This window comes from Bacteroidales bacterium (genome assembly GCA_016709865.1).
GTDB lineage: Bacteria > Bacteroidota > Bacteroidia > Bacteroidales > VadinHA17 > LD21.
In genome coordinates this window covers 291,229-309,333 of record JADJLX010000003.1, presented here as the reverse complement: position 1 = coordinate 309,333, position 18,105 = coordinate 291,229, and the positions used below count along the sequence as shown (strand labels likewise).

Annotated in this window: 15 protein-coding genes; 9 read left to right on the top strand and 6 right to left on the bottom strand. The window is 38.7% G+C overall.

Translation table 11 applies throughout. From position 1 onward, the window contains the following. The first annotated feature begins 123 nt into the window (after window positions 1–123). Genes IPJ16_07000 through IPJ16_06980 form a run of 5 tightly spaced genes read left to right on the top strand, consistent with a single transcriptional unit; the run spans window position 124 to window position 5,052 of the window. The gene (locus IPJ16_07000) at window positions 124–1,101 is read left to right on the top strand and encodes a hypothetical protein (GenBank protein MBK7626936.1); all 978 of its coding nucleotides are present in this window, start codon (window positions 124–126) and stop codon (window positions 1,099–1,101) included. 10 nt (window positions 1,102–1,111) lie between these two features. Then, complete coding sequence (locus tag IPJ16_06995) at window positions 1,112–1,819, top strand: ABC transporter ATP-binding protein (protein ID MBK7626935.1); 708 nt, start codon at window positions 1,112–1,114, stop codon at window positions 1,817–1,819. A gap of 4 nt (window positions 1,820–1,823) precedes the next feature. Then, complete coding sequence (locus tag IPJ16_06990) at window positions 1,824–2,990, top strand: ABC transporter permease (protein MBK7626934.1); 1,167 nt, start codon at window positions 1,824–1,826, stop codon at window positions 2,988–2,990. Continuing rightward, window positions 2,987–4,261 (top strand): FtsX-like permease family protein, encoded by a 1,275-nt coding sequence (locus tag IPJ16_06985; GenBank protein MBK7626933.1) that lies wholly within the window; start codon window positions 2,987–2,989, stop codon window positions 4,259–4,261. The genes IPJ16_06990 and IPJ16_06985 overlap by 4 nt, the downstream gene beginning before the upstream one ends. A 56-nt stretch (window positions 4,262–4,317) precedes the next feature. Further along, window positions 4,318–5,052, top strand: a complete 735-nt coding sequence (locus tag IPJ16_06980) for an outer membrane lipoprotein-sorting protein (protein ID MBK7626932.1) — start codon at window positions 4,318–4,320, stop codon at window positions 5,050–5,052. A 26-nt stretch (window positions 5,053–5,078) separates the two neighbouring features. Here IPJ16_06980 and nhaA read toward each other — a convergent pair whose 3' ends face one another. Further along, on the bottom strand, window positions 5,079–6,230 hold the full coding sequence (gene nhaA / locus IPJ16_06975; protein ID MBK7626931.1) for a Na+/H+ antiporter NhaA: 1,152 nt from the start codon (window positions 6,228–6,230) through the stop codon (window positions 5,079–5,081). 155 nt (window positions 6,231–6,385) lie between these two features. Beyond that, the gene (locus IPJ16_06970; protein MBK7626930.1) at window positions 6,386–7,759 is read right to left on the bottom strand and encodes an HAD-IB family phosphatase; all 1,374 of its coding nucleotides are present in this window, start codon (window positions 7,757–7,759) and stop codon (window positions 6,386–6,388) included. 429 nt (window positions 7,760–8,188) lie between these two features. Between IPJ16_06970 and IPJ16_06965 the strand changes: the two genes are divergently transcribed. After that, a complete protein-coding gene (locus tag IPJ16_06965) occupies window positions 8,189–8,881 on the top strand; it encodes a response regulator transcription factor (protein MBK7626929.1) in 693 nt (230 codons plus the stop codon). Window positions 8,882–8,883: 2 nt separating this feature from the next. Next, window positions 8,884–10,236, top strand: a complete 1,353-nt coding sequence (locus IPJ16_06960; protein MBK7626928.1) for a HAMP domain-containing histidine kinase — start codon at window positions 8,884–8,886, stop codon at window positions 10,234–10,236. 56 nt (window positions 10,237–10,292) lie between these two features. Here IPJ16_06960 and IPJ16_06955 read toward each other — a convergent pair whose 3' ends face one another. Then, a complete protein-coding gene (locus IPJ16_06955) occupies window positions 10,293–12,581 on the bottom strand; it encodes a sodium-translocating pyrophosphatase (protein MBK7626927.1) in 2,289 nt (762 codons plus the stop codon). 160 nt (window positions 12,582–12,741) lie between these two features. Next, window positions 12,742–15,156 carry a S9 family peptidase gene (locus IPJ16_06950; GenBank protein MBK7626926.1) on the bottom strand — a complete coding sequence of 805 codons (2,415 nt, stop codon included), beginning with the start codon at window positions 15,154–15,156 and terminating at the stop codon, window positions 12,742–12,744. A 283-nt stretch (window positions 15,157–15,439) separates the two neighbouring features. Between IPJ16_06950 and IPJ16_06945 the strand changes: the two genes are divergently transcribed. Together IPJ16_06945 and IPJ16_06940 are read left to right on the top strand one after the other, a co-directional pair. Continuing rightward, complete coding sequence (locus tag IPJ16_06945) at window positions 15,440–16,204, top strand: glycosyltransferase family 2 protein (protein ID MBK7626925.1); 765 nt, start codon at window positions 15,440–15,442, stop codon at window positions 16,202–16,204. Between the two features lie 10 nt (window positions 16,205–16,214). Next, window positions 16,215–16,784, top strand: coding sequence for a threonylcarbamoyl-AMP synthase (locus IPJ16_06940; protein MBK7626924.1), 570 nt, complete (start codon window positions 16,215–16,217; stop codon window positions 16,782–16,784). Between the two features lies 1 nt (window position 16,785). Here IPJ16_06940 and IPJ16_06935 read toward each other — a convergent pair whose 3' ends face one another. Beyond that, on the bottom strand, window positions 16,786–17,487 hold the full coding sequence (locus tag IPJ16_06935; GenBank protein ID MBK7626923.1) for a DUF2807 domain-containing protein: 702 nt from the start codon (window positions 17,485–17,487) through the stop codon (window positions 16,786–16,788). An 84-nt stretch (window positions 17,488–17,571) separates the two neighbouring features. Beyond that, on the bottom strand, window positions 17,572–18,090 hold the full coding sequence (gene rimM / locus IPJ16_06930) for a 16S rRNA processing protein RimM (protein MBK7626922.1): 519 nt from the start codon (window positions 18,088–18,090) through the stop codon (window positions 17,572–17,574). Between the last annotated feature and the right edge of the window lie 15 nt (window positions 18,091–18,105).

The window sequence follows — 18,105 nt, the reverse complement described above, 5'->3', positions numbered from 1 at the left end:
TCGTTAGCTTTTAACTCACTTGCGCAGGACAGTCTGAGCTTTAAAGGGCAGGTCTCCGCATGGTTACTATATAACGGGAGTAATGAACTGCCAGTATACACAGGTGCCAGGTATATCCCACAAATGAATTATGAAATAGCACTGAAGAACAATCATAAAATTGACTTTGAGGCATCACTTAATATAAACGGTAGTGCAGGTATTCATCCATTCGACTCGCTGTATACTTCAGGACAATTGAAACCATACAGGGCGTGGGTACGGTATTCAACACAACAATTTGAACTGCGTGCCGGCCTTCAGAAATTAAATTTCGGTTCAGCCTCACTGATGCGCCCCCTTATGTGGTTCGATGAAGTTGACCCACGCGATCCGCTAAAACTTACTGATGGTGTGTGGGGAATTCTGGGAAGGTATTACTTTCTCAACAATACAAATATATGGCTCTGGGGCTTATACGGAAACAATGATCCAAGAGGCTGGGAGTTTGCAGGGACTAACAGGCATTTTCCTGAGCTTGGGGGAAGAATTCAGGTGCCTGTTCCAAAAGGTGAAGCAGCCATCTCTTATCATCACCGAATAGCGGATACAAGAAATTCCGGACTAGTCATGCCTGAGTACAATGAGGTAGTTGAAAACAGGATCGGCTTTGATATTAAACTCGATCTGGTAACGGGCTTATGGTTCGAGGGATCATGGGTAAATAAGAATCAAGAACTTGGTCCTTTCACAAATCATGAGATACTAAATGCCGGAATAGATTATACATTTGACTTAGGTAACGGGCTGTATATGGCTTATGAGCAACTACTTTCAGCATATGATGAAAGCGCTTTCCGGTTTCAGAATACAAATTCATTTTCTCTGTTTACCTTATCATATCCTATCGGGCTTTTTGACAATCTGAGCGGAATTTTATATTATGACTGGAAAAACAACCGAACATATAACTTTATAAACTGGCAAAAACAGTTCAATAACCTCTCTCTCTTTCTGATTGGATTCTGGAATCCAGGGATCTATAAAATACCTCTTCAGGGAGAAGGACAGAACCTGTTTGCCGGAAAAGGAATTCAGATAATGCTGGTAATGAATCACTAATTGATAAAATATGGAAAATTCTTCTATAATTAAAATTGAAAATCTTACAAAACGGTTCCCTGTTGGTAAGGCTGATTTTACGGCACTTAAGGGAATAAATTTAAGTTTGGGAACTGGTGAATTTGCCGGTCTTGTGGGACCCAGCGGATCAGGAAAAACAACTCTTCTGAATATTATTGGCTCACTCGATACCCCTTCTGAAGGAGCAGTATATGTACTTGGAAAATCTGTCTCGTTGCTTACACATAAACAGTCAGCAAAACTCAGAAACCATCATATCGGCTTTATATTTCAAACTTATAACCTCCTTCCGGTATATACTGTTTACGAAAATGTAGAGTTCGCTTTACTCCTTCAGAAAATGACAGGTTCAGACAGGAAGAAGGCAGTAATGGATGCTCTTGAATGGGTTGGACTAACAGAAAAGATTCACTCAAAACCTGCAATGTTGTCCGGAGGTGAATGCCAGCGTGTTGCGATAGCCCGCTCTATGGTAAAGAGACCTGAGATTGTTCTTGCAGACGAACCGACTGCCAACCTCGATTCAAATAACTCTCATCATATTCTCCAGACAATGAAAAAACTTAACAGAGAGCTTAAGACAACCTTTATTTTTGCCACACATGATGAAAAAGTAATGAATTATCTCAACCGCATCATCTCCCTGGATGATGGAAAGGTAGTAAAAGATGAAATTATAACTGCTTCAAAATCTTAGTACAATGTTAGCATTCAAATTAGCATTAAAAAATCTTATGGGTGCCGGGTTGAGAACATGGCTTAATGTTTCGGTTCTCTCATTTGCCTTCGTGATTATAATATTCTACAATGGCATGCTCGACGGATGGAACCGTCAGGGGAGGAATGACACAATTGCCTGGGTTACAGGTGCAGGCCAATTATGGCATCCCGGTTTTGATCGTTTTGATCCATATACTTTTCAGGATTCGCACAATGTCTTATCGCCGGAGATTGTTGCAGAAGTGGAGAAAAAAAATCTTGTTCCCGTACTGGTCGCCCAGGCTACTGCTTTCCCGCAGGGCAGATCCTTAGGTGTAATACTGAAAGGGATAGATCCTGAACAAACAATTCTCTCTCTTCCCTCTCAGTCCTTAATAACTGAAATTAGTCAGGATAATGCGATTATAGGAAAAAGATTTGCTGAATCAGCAAACCTGAAAAAAGGAGATAAACTGTTGATACGATGGCGTGACAAAAACGGGACTTTTGATGCCCGTGAAGTGAATATATCTGAGATTTTCAATTGTGATGTTCCTGAAGCCGACAACGGACAAGTATACCTGCCTATTGGGGTTCTTCAAAAAATGATGGGGATGCAAAATGAGGCAACCTACCTTGTAACAGGAGAAAACTATATAAATAAAAATCCGGAAAACTGGATATTCAGGGATCTCAGTTTTCTATTAGCTGATTTTGATAAACTAATCCTTTCAAAAAGGGTTGGTGCAAGCATTATGCAGATATTCCTCCTGTTAATTGCACTGATTGCAATATTTGATACTCAGGTTCTCTCTATCTTCCGCCGGCAAAAAGAAATTGGAACCTACATAGCACTCGGAATGACTCGTTATCAGGTTGTTGGAATTTTTACAGTTGAAGGAGGGACTCACAGCATCCTGGCAACTCTGCTCGGTGCACTGTATGGTATTCCTCTCCTGCTTGTAATAAACAAGACCGGAATCAGCTTTGGTATTGGACAGGATATGAACATCACACTTGCTGAGACAATATACCCTTACTATAGTCTGAAACTTATTGCCTCAACTATAATCCTTGTAGTTATGTCAGCGACTGTTGTAAGTTACCTGCCTTCTCGAAAAATATCTAAGATGAAACCAACTGATGCATTAAAAGGGAAACTGCAATGATAAAATTTATATTAAAAGGTATTATCCGCGATAAGAGCAGGAGCCTGCTACCGGTAATAGTAGTTGCTGCAGGTGTATTTCTGACTGTATTTCTGAGTGGCTACCTGAGCGGAGTATTCAGCGATATGATCGATTTAAGTGCCAGATTCACCACCGGACATGTAAAAATTATGACCAGAGCATACGCTGAAAACCAGGACCAGATGCCTAACGATCTTGCGTTAATTAATGTAAGCTCTCTAAAAAGTGAATTGAAATCAGAATTCCCTGATATGGAATGGGTTGAAAGAATCCATTTCGGAGGACTCCTTGATGTTCCTGACGAAAATGGTGAAACAAGAGGTCAGGGACCAGCCGCCGGAACGGCAATTGATCTTCTCTCCTCCGGCTCATCTGAACCTGAGAGAATGAATGTAGGAAAATCATTGGTCAAGGGTTCTATGCCTGCTAAAAGAGGAGAAGCACTTATAAGCGACGATTTTGCTGAGAAGTTTGACGTATCTGTTGGCAATGAGATCACACTTTTTGGTTCGACGATGAATGGCAGCATGATGTTTAAGACATTCGTTGTGTCGGGGACTCTGAGGTTTGGAAATGCATTTCTCGACAGGGGAGCTGTCTTCATTGATATTCTCGATGCACAGGAAGCACTGGATATGAATGATGCATCAGGTGAAATTCTTGGATATTTCAATGATAGAGAATATAATGATCTGAAAGCTCTTTCTGTTAAGGAGAAATTCAATGCACAGTACAGTTCAATAAATGATGAATTTTCTCCGGAGATGTTACGTCTGGTTGATCAGAATGATATGGGTCAGTACCTAATGATGTCAGAAAATGTTGGGTCAATAATGATTATTATTTTTGTTCTGGCCATGTCGGTAGTTTTGTGGAACACAGGCTTGCTTGGCGGATTGAGAAGATACAGCGAATACGGCATCAGGCTCGCCCTTGGCGAGGAGAAAAAGCATATTTATAGCACTACAATACTTGAGGCTGTTCTTATCGGAATAATTGGTTCGCTTTTGGGTACTGCTCTCGGGTTGGTAGCTGCCTGGTATCTCCAGACCTATGGATTAAATCTTGGAAGTGTGACACAGAATATGGGTATGATGATTCCGACTGTATTGAAGGCTAAAATATCCCCTGCACTGTTTTATATAGGGTTTTTCCCCGGAGTTATTGCAACTGTCTTGGGAAATGCACTGGCCGGACTGGCAATTTATAAGCGAAAAACCTCAAGACTGTTTAAAGAACTTGAAGTTTAATCTTAGAATATATCTGATATATATTCGAATCTTCTATTAATAAATAATCAACCAAAATGAAAAAACAAATAATATTACTATCAATACCTGTTTTTCTCTTTGCATTCGCTCCACAGGATGCTCAGGAGATTCTAGACAAAGTTGACAGAAACATGTCATCTAATAATAGAATTTTCGAATCTGAAATGATTATTCATGGTCGCCGGACAAGCAGAAACATTACATCTGTAACTTATTCAGCCGGGAATAAACAATCATTTACAGAATATCTTTCACCCGCCAGGGAAATGGGTACTAAAATGCTGAAACTGGGTAATCAGCTTTGGATTTACTCTCCTTCAACCGACAGGATAATTCAGATTTCAGGACATATGTTAAGGCAATCTGTAATGGGTTCAGATTTATCCTATGAAGATATGATGGATGACCGAAAACTGACAGAGATCTACTCTTCAAGAGTAACCGGGAATGAAACAATTGACGACAGGAAAACTTATGTTCTTGAATTAACTGCAAAAGTCGAAGATGCTACTTATTTTAAACAGAAAATCTGGGTTGACGCTGAACGGTTTGTACCATTGAAACAGGAAATGTTCGCAAAAAGCGGCCAGTTACTTAAGAGAACAACACTTTCTGAGGTGAAACAGATCCAGGGCAGATGGTTTCCAACGAAGATAATTTACAAAGACGCTCTAAAAGAAGGTGATGGAACAGAATTTACTATGACCAGTATAAAATTTAACCAGAATATTCCGGAACACATATTCACAAAAGCAGCACTGAAAAAATAAAAGCAAGACTCAGAATAAGGCTTTTTTTACTCATAATTACTTGCCGGGGATTTAAGTGTAAGTTTCAAAATGATCAGACCAAATATACCTGCAAGTAATGATCCGGCAAGTATTGCAATTTTAGCAGTGTCGATCATTCGCTGATTATCGAATGCAAGAAGACAAATGAAAATAGACATGGTAAATCCTATACCACCCAGGAAACCAATTCCCAGAATATTCGTCCATTTGACATCAGAAGGTAATGAACATAGACCGAGACTAACACCAATAACTGAAAAGAGCCAGATTCCCAAAGGTTTACCTACAATAAGGCCAGCAATAATACCTAAACTGTAATCATTCCCTAACCCGGCAATAAGGTCGCTACCGATAGTGATTCCTGTATTTGCGAGTGCAAACAAGGGGATAATAAGAAAAGCAACCGGCTTATGGAGCATATGCTGAAGAATATAGGAAGGAGATTTCTCCAGCCCGTCACCAAAAGGAATTGTAAAGGCCAGCAATACACCAGTTATTGTTGGATGGACACCGGAGCGTGACATAAAAAACCACATTAAAATACCTCCAATTAAATACAAAACCAGATTATTAATTTTCAGTTTATTAAAGCCTAACAGAACAACAAACACAGTCAGAGCCAGAATTAGATATATAAATGAAACACTGGCTGTATAAAATAAGGCAATTATAATAATAGCACCTAAATCATCAATAACGGCAAGAGCTGTAAGGAATATCTTTAGTGTTGCAGGTACACGATTTCCTAAAAGTGATATTATCCCGATTGCGAAAGCTATATCGGTTGCAGTTGGTATACCTGCCCCGGACTGAGTATCTTTACCATAATTAAATAACAGAAAAATTGCAGCTGGAATCAACATTCCGCCTATTGCTCCAAAAATTGGTAATGAGGCATTCTTAAAGCTTGAGAGCTCTCCTTTATAAATTTCACGTTCTAATTCCAAACCAATCAATAAAAAAAATATGGTCATCAGACCATCATTAATCCAATGTACCATACTATGCCCGGAAAATTCATATTTCCAGAGACTTACATAAGAATCCTGTAAAGAAGAATTGGCCAGCAGAAGTGAGATCACTGTTGCCAAAATCAGCATCAGTCCTCCTGCTTTTTCACTGCTAAAGAACTCTTTATAGAGTTTTGTCAGTCTCACTTATCTTAATCTATGCTTAAAATATTTTCAGCAGAGTTTACTTTAAATTCTCTCTGCGGTTTTTAATCAGTTCATTAATCATTATTATTACCGCAATCATTACAATTGCCAGATAAGACAGTATGCCAATAATAGCTCTCATTTAAAATATAATTTTATTGAATGAATTCTGTAAGTGAAGTAAATGTTCTATCAGTAATTGTCTTGCTGGCTACCATGTTAAGTGTTTCATTCGATGAACAAAATGAGATACCAATTCCACAATCCTTTATCATACAAATATCACTTTCACTGTCGCCGATCGCGATTATGTTTTTTAAGTCAATCTTGTATCGGCTGGCTATTTCTCTCATTGCATTCGATTTACAAAAATCATGATTACAGTCACTTTCCCTTGTTTTAATAAAAACTGATGGAATTTTAACTTCGCCTGTGGCTATGCTATTTGAAAACTCCAGTTCATTAGCAATGGAAAAATCAAGACCAAACTTATTAACTATATGATTTGTAATACAATCGTAGCTATCGCTTATTATTCCACAGACGTATCCGTTGTTTTTAAATATTTTAATAATATTTTCAAAATCGTGAGTAACCGGAATGCCATCAACAACTTCTAACAACTGTTTTATATTCAGCCCTTTAATAAGTCTGGCAATTAATTTTGTTCTTGTATAGGGATTACTGTTCTCAGATACAATTGAAATAAGCTTATCCTTAAACTTAAATTCTGTTGCCACCGTTGTAATAAAGCTGTGATGCAGGATTGTATTATCCATGTCAAAAATCAGCATTTTCTTCAAGCCGGACACACTCTCTTTTATTGCAAAATCCATCTGATCTCTTATAATTGAAATATTTCCAAGTGTTTGAAGATTAGACTGTTTAATTAATTCAGCGCGTGTTAAGATTGCTCTTGATACTTCGTTTGACATTTTTGCCAACTGCTCCCACGACTGCATCCGGTTTTCAATATACCCGATATCAACTTCCGATATTCTTGCATTAAGATGCGACATATCAATCAGAAGTCCGATATCAACTCCATAATCATTTTCGAAAGTCACCTTCTCGAAAAACGACTTTCTTCCGGCTATCATACCGCTTAATGGTTGCGAGAAGTGGGCAAGTTCGGGGAAAAGAATGCTCAGTAAAGGCTTTGCAACCAATTCAGTTACTCTGCCAGCCTGACGATTGAAGAATGATTTTACAAAATCAGCTTCTCCCGAAATGATAGGCCCTGTGAGTAATTCAATTATATTCTGCGGATATGAAACAATATCTGCATCTAAGTAGGCTATTATTTCATTACTTGCGAGAAGCATCCCATCTCGCATGGATGCTCCTTTACCCAGTTTGGTACTTGTGAATATTTTGACCTTGTCACTCTTCGCATTTTTTATAGTATCATCAAGTGATTTATCATCAATAACAAGGATTTCAGTAACTAATTCAGTTCTCTTAATAAGACCTACTACCTGCGAAATAGTATTCTGCTCATTCAGGGTTGGTATAATTACTGTAATCATTTTGATTCTAATTTTATTTCAATATTTTAATAAAAAGAAAAGCAGCTGTCTGAAGAACATAGCGACAACTGCTTTTCAAAATCAAACAAAGTATAATTTACACCATGTAGCTTCACATTATATAGACCAGATAAGTTTTACTTTTCATATGCAATATCTAATTCTATCCGGGAAAGAAAAAAATCTTAAGAACGGCCAATACTGCAAACATTGCCAGCCAGAAAAGAAAGACTTTAAAACCATTTGACACTTTAGGCAACTTCATTAACTATTAAATTGGACATTTAAATGTTAACGCAAAGGTACTAATGGGTACAGGTAAGGACACTTAGAAAATTATTAGAAATAAATTAGAATTTCATTAGAAACCACTTCGATTATAGTAATTTGCTTTTCATAACCTAAATTTGTACAAAAGGAATCATAACCATGGAGAACATCTCGATATTAATAGTTGAAGACGAACAAAGACTGGCCGGCATATTAAAAAAGCAGTTGGAGGAGGCAGGATTCAGGACAGAAGTTGCATATGACGGATATGTGGGAAAACAATTAGTTGAAAAAAACGTATACAATCTCATAATCCTTGATATTAGTCTTCCATTAATGAACGGTTATGATTTATGCCGGGAGATAAGAAAAAGAGACAGTAAGATTCCAATAATAATGCTTACCGCATTCAGTACTTCAGAAAATAAATTAGCCGGATTTGATGTAGGTGCTGACGATTACATAGTGAAACCTTTCGATTTCAGGGAATTATTGGCGCGTATCAACGTTTTCCTCAGACGATCAGATTCGAATAACAATCAATATGAAAAATTAAGTATTGCCAATCTCGAAATGGATATGAAAACCAAATCAGTTACCAGAGATGGAACGAAAATAGATCTTACAGCAAAGGAGTCATTATTATTGGAGACATTTCTGAAAAATAAAGGGAAACTGCTTACAAGGGATTTTATTATTGAACAGGTCTGGGGTATAGAATTTGATCCAAGCACAAATATTATAGATGTCTATGTTAACTATTTAAGAAAGAAAATTGATAAAGATTTCGAACCCAGACTCATTCATACAAAATTTGGTTTTGGTTTTTATTGTAATGATAAAGAAATATAGTCATGAACATAAAAATCAGATTATCATTTCAATTTACTCTCATCGTCACAGGAATATTATTGTTTTTCTCAATTCTCGCGTATTATTTTTCATTTACAAGTCAGCTTAATAAATTCAGGGAAAATCTTCTTGATAATGCAAAGAACACTGCAATTCTATTGATTAATGTTGCAGAGGTTGATTCCTTTTTATTAAAAAAGATTCATCAATCCACAATTTCCAAGGAACGGGAAGAGATAGCTGTGACTGATTCTGCTATTAATATCGTCTATAGTAATAATATTCAATATCTTTCTGGTGATGGATTGCGATCAAATATTCCTTCCGGAAATATAATTTATTTCTCAATCGACGATAAAGACGGAGTCTGTTATAAACACACATTTAATAACAAATCCTACTATGTGTTCGTTATGGCTGTTGACAAAACACGTCCGGAAAACTTAAAGGAGCTTCGTAAAATACTTTTATGGAGCATACTCTTCAGTATCTGGTTGTCAGTGCTTCTTTCCTATTTATTCTCCCAAAAGGCAATCAGACCTATCTCGCAGATTATTAAAAGTGTAAAAGAAATTAATTCATTAAGACTAAATACAAGGCTTAATGAAGGTGATAAAAAAGATGAGCTTGATCAGTTATCAATAACATTTAATGAAATGTTGTCAAATCTGGAAATTGCGTTCAGGAACCAGGAAGATTTTGTCTCAAATGCATCTCATGAATTGCGTACACCTTTAACAGTCATGATTAGTGAAAGCGACTATTTCCTTACTCATAATCACTCAAAGGAAGATTACATTAACCACATAAATGGTTTGGTAAAAGACCTGAAGGATCTTAATGCACTTCTAAATAGCCTGCTTGAGTTGGCACACATTAACAGAGATAGGAACATTACATTATCAACTGTCCGGATAGATGAAATAATTTTCAGTGCTATCCGCCAGGTAAAAGAAAAGTATCAGGAACGTAAAATCATACCAAGGATACAATATCCAGAAAATGGCAATGAGCTTCTGATAAAAGGCAATTCCGGATTACTTGAAATTGCAGTTAAAAACCTTCTGGATAATGCCTGCAAATTTTCCACTGAAGATGTAAATGTGGAATTCATTTTAACAGATAAACTAATTAATATTATCATATCAGATAAGGGTATAGGAATTCCTCCCGATGAAATTAATACTATATATAGTCCATTTAAAAGAGCCTCAAATGTAAAATTTATAGGGGGCTATGGGATCGGACTTTCACTTGTTGAAAAAATTATGAAACTGCACAATGCAGAATTAAATATTTTTAGTTCTGAAAACATAGGAACTCAAATTGATATGCAGTTTAGGAGAATATCCTAAGAAAAAAGCTGCCCCCGGAAAGAGGCAGCTTTTATAAAAATATTTATTTCCGTAGCTTAAAAGATACTGAATGCAACAGTAAGACCAGCAAGTACAACTGATACCATCGACATAAGCTTGATGAGGATGTTAAGAGCAGGACCTGATGTATCCTTGAATGGGTCACCTACTGTATCACCAACAACTGTAGCTTTATGGCAATCACTTTTCTTGCCGCCATAGTTTCCTCTTTCAACATATTTTTTAGCGTTATCCCAGGCACCACCCGCATTGTTAAGCATACTTGCAAGAACAAAACCTGCACTGAGACTTCCTGCCAAAAGACCTACAACACCGGCAACTCCGAACACAAGGCCTACCATAAGAGGAGTGGCAATAGCTATAAGTGAAGGAACAAGCATTTCACTCTGAGCACCTGCTGTTGAAATTTCAACGCATTTTGCATACTCAGGTTTTCCTGTACCGTCCATGATTCCGGGAATTTCGCGGAACTGACGTCTCACTTCTTCAACCATTTTACCTGCAGCACGTCCTACAGCTTTCATACTCATTGCACTGAAAAGGAACGCCATCATCGCACCGATGAAAATACCTCCAAGAAGGATCGGATTGAATACTGAAAGATCATAAGCAGTAACAAAATCTTTTATTGTTGATGTAGTGAGTGATACTGCAACCTGACCATCATGAACTTCAGGAACTTTAGTATTATAGAATAAGGTGTCGCCAATCTGCTTGAAACCTTCAGGTGTTTTGTCAACCATCCTTCCAAGCCAGAGTTTGATCTCTTCCATATAGGCTGCAAGAAGTGCAAGACCTGTGAGAGCAGCAGAACCAATGGCAAATCCTTTACCTGTAGCTGCAGTTGTGTTGCCAAGGCCGTCAAGGGCATCAGTTCTTTCTCTTACTTCTTTTGGAAGTTCTGCCATCTCAGCGTTTCCGCCTGCGTTATCAGCAATCGGACCGAAAGCATCAGTTGCCAGAGTAACTCCAAGTGTGGAGAGCATACCTACTGAAGCAAAACCTATACCGTAAACACCCATTGAAAAGTTTTCGAAACCACCGGCAAAACCATAAGCAGCAATGATACCTGCAACAATTGTTAAAACCGGAATCCATGTTGAGAACATACCAACTGCCATACCTTCTATTATTACAGTGGCAGGTCCCTGCTGTGACTGTTTTGCAATACCCTGTGTGGGTTTATTAGCGTCAGATGTGAAATACTCAGTCGACTGACCGATAATTACACCTGCAATCAGACCTGAAACAGCTGATCCGAATACACCCCATGTGATCCAGTCAAAACCTGCCATTACAGCAAGAACAACCAGAATAAGAGCTGAACTACCGCCTGTTCCCAGAAGAAGGGCACGGAGGAGAGCTTTTGGAGTAGCTGATTCTTTTGTTCTAACCATGTAAACACCTGCTATTGAAAGAAGTATACCAATTGCTGAAACAAGCATCGGTGCTACAACGGCTTTCATCTGTGTATCTCCTGTTATTGCAGGCAATGCAGCTCCAAGAGCGGCTGTAGCAAGAATAGAACCAGCATATGATTCGTAAAGGTCAGCTCCCATACCGGCAACATCACCTACGTTGTCACCAACGTTATCAGCAATAGTTGCAGGGTTACGTGGATCGTCCTCAGGAATGCCTGCCTCAACTTTTCCAACAAGGTCAGCACCTACGTCAGCAGCTTTTGTGAAGATACCGCCACCAACACGTGCAAAGAGAGCCTGTGTTGAAGCACCCATACCGAAGGTAAGCATAACTGCAGTGATCTCTATAAGTTTCTCATGTTCAGTAGTTCCGGGATGTACGAATGAGAGTCCTAGGAATTTAAGACCAGTATCCATATGCTCCGGGGTAAACACCCAGCCATTAAGGACCAGAAACCATAATGCGATGTCAAGAAGACCAAATCCTACAACTACCAGGCCCATAACGGCACCGCTCCTGAGAGCAACCTGAAGACCTTTGTTGAGCGACTTTGAAGCTGCCCATGCTGTTCTGTTTGAAGCAAAAGTAGCTGTCTTCATTCCAAGGTAGCCGCATAAACCTGAAAAGAAACCTCCGGTAAGGAAGGCAACAGGTACAAACGGGTTCTGAATTCCAAAATAAGCCAGTATTGAAAGAAGCACAACAAGGATAATAAATACCTTGATAACAACTGTATACTGACGTCTCAGGTAGGCCATAGCACCTTCCCTGACATACTCTGCAATCTCTTTCATCCTGTCGGTTCCTTCTTCCTGAGCTTTCATTTCTCTGTAGAAGATCCAGGCAAATAACAGGGCGATGAGCGCTGAAATCGGCACAATCCAAAAAATACTACTAATCATGATATTTGTTTTTTAAATTAGAAATTATAGGTCTATTAATGAAAAAAATTTCACCGGTACAAAACTATAGGAGTTTTTTTATAATTCAAATGAAAAAATTACATTCTTAAACCAGAATGTAGTTTATACCGAATCTAAACAAGATAAAAGTCTAAAAACACTATTTCTTATCTTTTACGTATTTATCCATCCAGTTCAATACCTCCCAGTGCTTGTGAAGGATTGTTTCACGGGCGGCATAGCCATGACTTTCATTCGGGAGAAAGACAAGTCTGACGGTAGCTCCGAATCCCTTCAGAGCAGCATAGAACCTTTCGCTCTGTATCGGAAATGTTCCGCTGTTATTATCGGCCATTCCATGAATCAGCATAATCGGATCTTTAACTTTATCTGCATTCATGAAAGGTGACATACCATTATATATATGTGGGGCATCCCAGTAAGTACGTCTCTCATTCTGAAAACCAAACGGCGTAAGTGTCCTGTTATATGCTCCGCTCTCTGCAATGCCGGCAGCAAAAAGACGGGTATTTGCAAGAAGGTTAGCAGTCATGAAAGCACCATAAGAATGTCCGCTCACAGCCACACGCTTAGGATCAGTAACGCCCATTTCAACTGCTTTATTTATTGCAGCCTCAGCATCAGCAACAAGCTGTTCAATAAAGGTATCGTTCGGCTCACTCCCTTTTACACCTACAATCGGAAAAGCTGCATCCATCAATACAGCATAGCCCTGAGTAACATAAACCAATGCGGAGGCAGGACTTATCCTTGTAAACATATATGGCGAGCCGCTAACCTGTCCTGCTGCACCTGCGTCGTTAAACTCACGCGGATAAGCCCATAACAGCGTTGGTAATGGCCCATTTTTCTGCTTATCATAGCCTGCTGGCAGGTATAATGTAAATGAGAGATCAATTCCGTCTTTCCTTTTATATGTTACCAGCTCCTTTTTAACATCTGCAAGTTGCGGATAAGGATTTTTAAAAGCTGTCACCTGTGTCAGCTTCCCGTTTTTAATATTCCTGATGAAATAATTCGGTACATCTGAAACAGATTGTCTGTTAGTAAGTAAAAGACCCTTAGTTATATCCAGTAACTCCACAACTGTCTCATAGTAAGGTGCTTCAGATCTCCATAACCTTGAGGTCTTTCCTGTGCTGATTTCATATTTGTCGAGAAATGGCCTGTCTCCCTCCGGAGATGCTCCTTCTCCTGAAAGAAACAATGACTTACTCTTGTCGGCAAACAATAAAACATTTCTGCCGTATGCATTTGGTGAAGTTAAGAACCGGCCGGGATTGCCATACCGGTCATCACTGTTAAGTTCGAAAAGCTTCTTTTTTGTTTTGAGAGGATCTGATGGATTAAATGAACTGATAACTCTTACTCTGGTCTTACTTAATCCCTCATTAATTAATGCAAAGTCTTCCTTCCCCCATGTAATCCCCATAAATCTCTTTTCAGTAGCAATAAACTTTACAGGTTCACCATTAAATGGAGACTCAAGCATATATACCTGATCGTGGTACTGCATCTCTTTCTTATAGTCTCCTCCGTCCAATGCCTCAACCCAGTATACTGTTGACGGCTTGTCAGACCTCCAGTTATACGATCTGGGGCCTGGCAGAACAGCATCATAATCTCTTGGGTAGTTTTCTATTAGTGGCTCATTTATAAGAACTTTAACAAGATTGCCTTTTAAATCCCAGATCTGTGTGGTTGAAGGGAAACTGTTATAAGGTACGATGTATGAGAATGGTCTGCTAATGAGGGTTATCATAAAAAAGAGTCCGTCAGGCGATGGTGAGATATCAGTTATCATTCCCGGACTTCCGAGTTTAACAGATTTCGTACCATCAAAGAGCATTAGTTGTGATTTAGCATAGTATTCAAACAACATCTCATCGACAGGATCTTTGATCATATCCTGATAAGTTGCCACCTGTCCTTTTTTTCCGAGATTTTCCTGAATAACCGGACCGGAAGGAACCAGACTTCTTTCAGGTCTCTCTCCTCTGCCGGGATCAGTCACATAATACAAATAACTCTTATTATCAGAAAGCCAGGTAACTGCATTTCCGAATACCATATTTATTCCATCATTTACTTTGCTGGCGGTAAGAGCTGTTACATCACAATGCCACAACTCTATTGATGAACCTCTTACATTTGTGAAAAGGAATTTTTTTCCGTCTGGCGACCAGAGCGGAAATCCCATAGCAGGATTTTCGGGAAGCCCTGTGATCTTCCTGACATTAGTCCCGTCAATATTCATGATCGTGAAACCCTTATTATATGTTTGCCTGCTTGGCCCGCTTATTGCAGGATTAATTCTTAGGCCAGCCAGCTTAAGTTCCTCAGCAGACAGCTCTTCAATTGTTATCAAAGGAGATCTTTCTATAAGTATTATGTTGGTATTGTCGGGACTCACTGAAACAGAAGGAGTCAGGGGTGCATCTACAATTTTAACTATTTCCGCCGGAGGTAATTGGTATTGCTGAGCCACCTGAGCGTATGAGCACAAATAAAATGACATTAGTGCTATCACAAAGAATGATTGTTTCCGTTTCATCGTTAGTAGTTTTTTAAATTGATTAAAGTTTTTCAAAGTTATTAAAATGCACATAATGAATTATGTTATATAATAGTAATACAAATAATCTGAAGACAAGATGGCATCTGAGCATGACGTAACAGGTGAATTTGGAATAGCGGTATGATTTTTGCGTATTCATACAATAAATAGCCCTGTTTATACTTTTATCAGTGGAATAAGTGAAAATACTTATCTGTGATAACTTATATTTGCGGAAATTTTATATAAATTTGAATAAGTTCATAACGAAAGACAATGTATGCCTAAGATAAGTGCAGTAATTATTACATATAATGAGGAACAATTCATTGACAAGTGTCTTGCTTCACTTGAGGGTATTGCGGATGAGATTGTTGTGGTTGATTCATTTTCGACTGACCGTACAGAAGAGATTTGTAAGAAATATAATGTAAGGTTTATTAAACATCCTTTTGAAGGTTTTCGCGACCAGAAAAACTATGCCATAAAGCAGGCCACCCATAAGAAAATACTATCACTTGATGCCGATGAAGCTCTGAGCGACAAACTCAGGGAATCTATCCTCTCAATAAAGGATAATTGGGATTATGATGCATATCGTGTAAACAGACGAAATAATTATTGCGGAACCTGGATCAGGTTTTCCGAGTGGTACCCCGACAGGCAGTTAAGGCTGTTCCATGTTGATCATGGCAAATGGGGTGTATTGAATCTCCATGAGAAATTTATGATGTCGAATGGTGCTACTATAGGTAAACTGCAGGGTGATTTGCTCCACTGGCCGTTTATTTCGTATCAGGACCATACCTCCAAAATGGAAAAATACTCTGAAATAGGAGCCAAAGAGTTTTACAAAGCCGGAAAAAAAGCGTACTTCTTTACACCATATGTTCATCTGATCTGGGGATTCTTCAGATCATACATCATCAGAGGCGGATTCATGGATGGCCGTAACGGGTACCTTATCTGTTCACTTTATGCCAAATCTACTTTCAATAAGTACAGAAGGTTAAGAGAACTCATTAAAAGCGGAGCCCCCCGGTAACAAAAACTGAATGATTTTCGAAGAAGATATAAAGGAATCTCTGAATACACTCAGAAATGGCGGTGTCATTCTGTACCCTACCGACACTGTATGGGGTCTTGGCTGTGATCCCACAAACCAGTCGGCAGTTGATAAGATCTTCAGTATAAAATCAAGGGATGAAGGTAAAAGTCTGCTGCTGCTTGTTAACAGCGAAAATATGATTGACAGATATATTAATGAGATCCCTGAAATAGCTAATCAGCTTATTGAAGTAACTGATACCCCTCTTACAATTGTATATCCCGGCGGAAGAAACCTTGCCCATGGCGTATGTGCCGGCGACATGTCAGTGGGCATAAGGATATGTGATGATGATTTCTGTAAGGAACTGATCAATCGTTTCCGCAAACCAATTGTATCAACATCAGCCAATTTCAGTGGTAAACCATCTCCCGCGAATTTTAGTGAGATAGATGAATCGCTTATTGAAAAAGTCGATTATGTTGTGAAATACCGTCAGGATGACCGGCAGAAGCATACTGCTTCCCCGGTCATAAAAATCGGATTAAACGGTACTATTCAAATTATCAGGAAATAGTCTACCTGGATCTTACCTTGCCCGAACCTGAAACCCTTGCATCTACTTTGGGATTACCAATGTAGGTAACATCTCCGCTTCCTGATACACCAGCCTTTAATGACCCGGTAACATTGACTAGACAATTACCGCTTCCTGAGATTGAAATATCAACAGATTCAAGTTTTGCTGACTCACCTGAATAATTTCCAGATCCGCTGATTGAGATATCTGCATTAGAAGCAGACCCGCCGCCAACCATAATGTTTCCTGAACCTGATATACTGCAATTCAGATCAGATACAGCAACCTCTGTAGCATATAGTTTGCCACTTCCGCTTACACTTAGGCTAAGATTATCCGTTTTTACTGCATCTTTAATTTCTGCCTTTCCTGAGCCTGATACACCCAGTCCTTCCAACTCAGGCATAGTAATATTAACAGTAACTTTCTCCCTGAATCTCATATTCCAGTTGTCCATCTTAACAACAAGCCTGCCACCTGATACCTCTGTTATAATATCCTCCAGGTCGTTTTTATCCCCCTCGAGTGTAACCTTAAATTCATTTCCGATATTGATATACATATCACCGGAAATACCAAAACCTACCTTGGTGAATCCTGATACGTTTCTGTTCTCTTTAACAGACGACTGACCAATAGCAAAATCAGAAACCAGTGCCAGTACAAGAACGAATGAAATAAATAATATGTTCCTTTTCATAATGTTGGATTTAAGTAAAATTATCTGATACTTACCAAAGACGTGGTTTTTATGAAAAGGCTGCATAAACTGAAATCTATTAATTCAGTTTAAATCGAGAAGGCCATCGGGGATATCCATTACAAGTATTTTTCTGTTATGATCTATACTTGCAATAAAGTCATCATGAAGAGGTATAAGTATCTCCTTTTTTGATTCGGATTTAATTGCCAGGAGCCATTGTCCCGGATTACTGATAAGCTCAGAAACAATGCCTATAAGTGTATTGTCTACACTTAATACCCTGTAGCCTGTAAGGTCATCAGGATTATCAGCAAAAGTATTACCGGTTGGTGGGGATGTAAGGAAAACGAGACAGTTTACAAATTCTTCAACTTTTTCAATAGTCTCATAATCTTCGAATCTGAGTTTAAGAATATCTGCTCCCGGGTACTCATATTCAGATATAAAAAAAGGAACCGGTTTTCCGTCTACTTCGAGAAAAACCGATTCCAACCGGGGTATATTTTCAGTGAATGTTTTTTCTAACTTTACTGCAACGGCACCCTCATAGCCGCTGATTTTTGTGATTCGTCCCAGTAATATGTTACTGTTGTAAGCCATTGGATCGCTGATCCC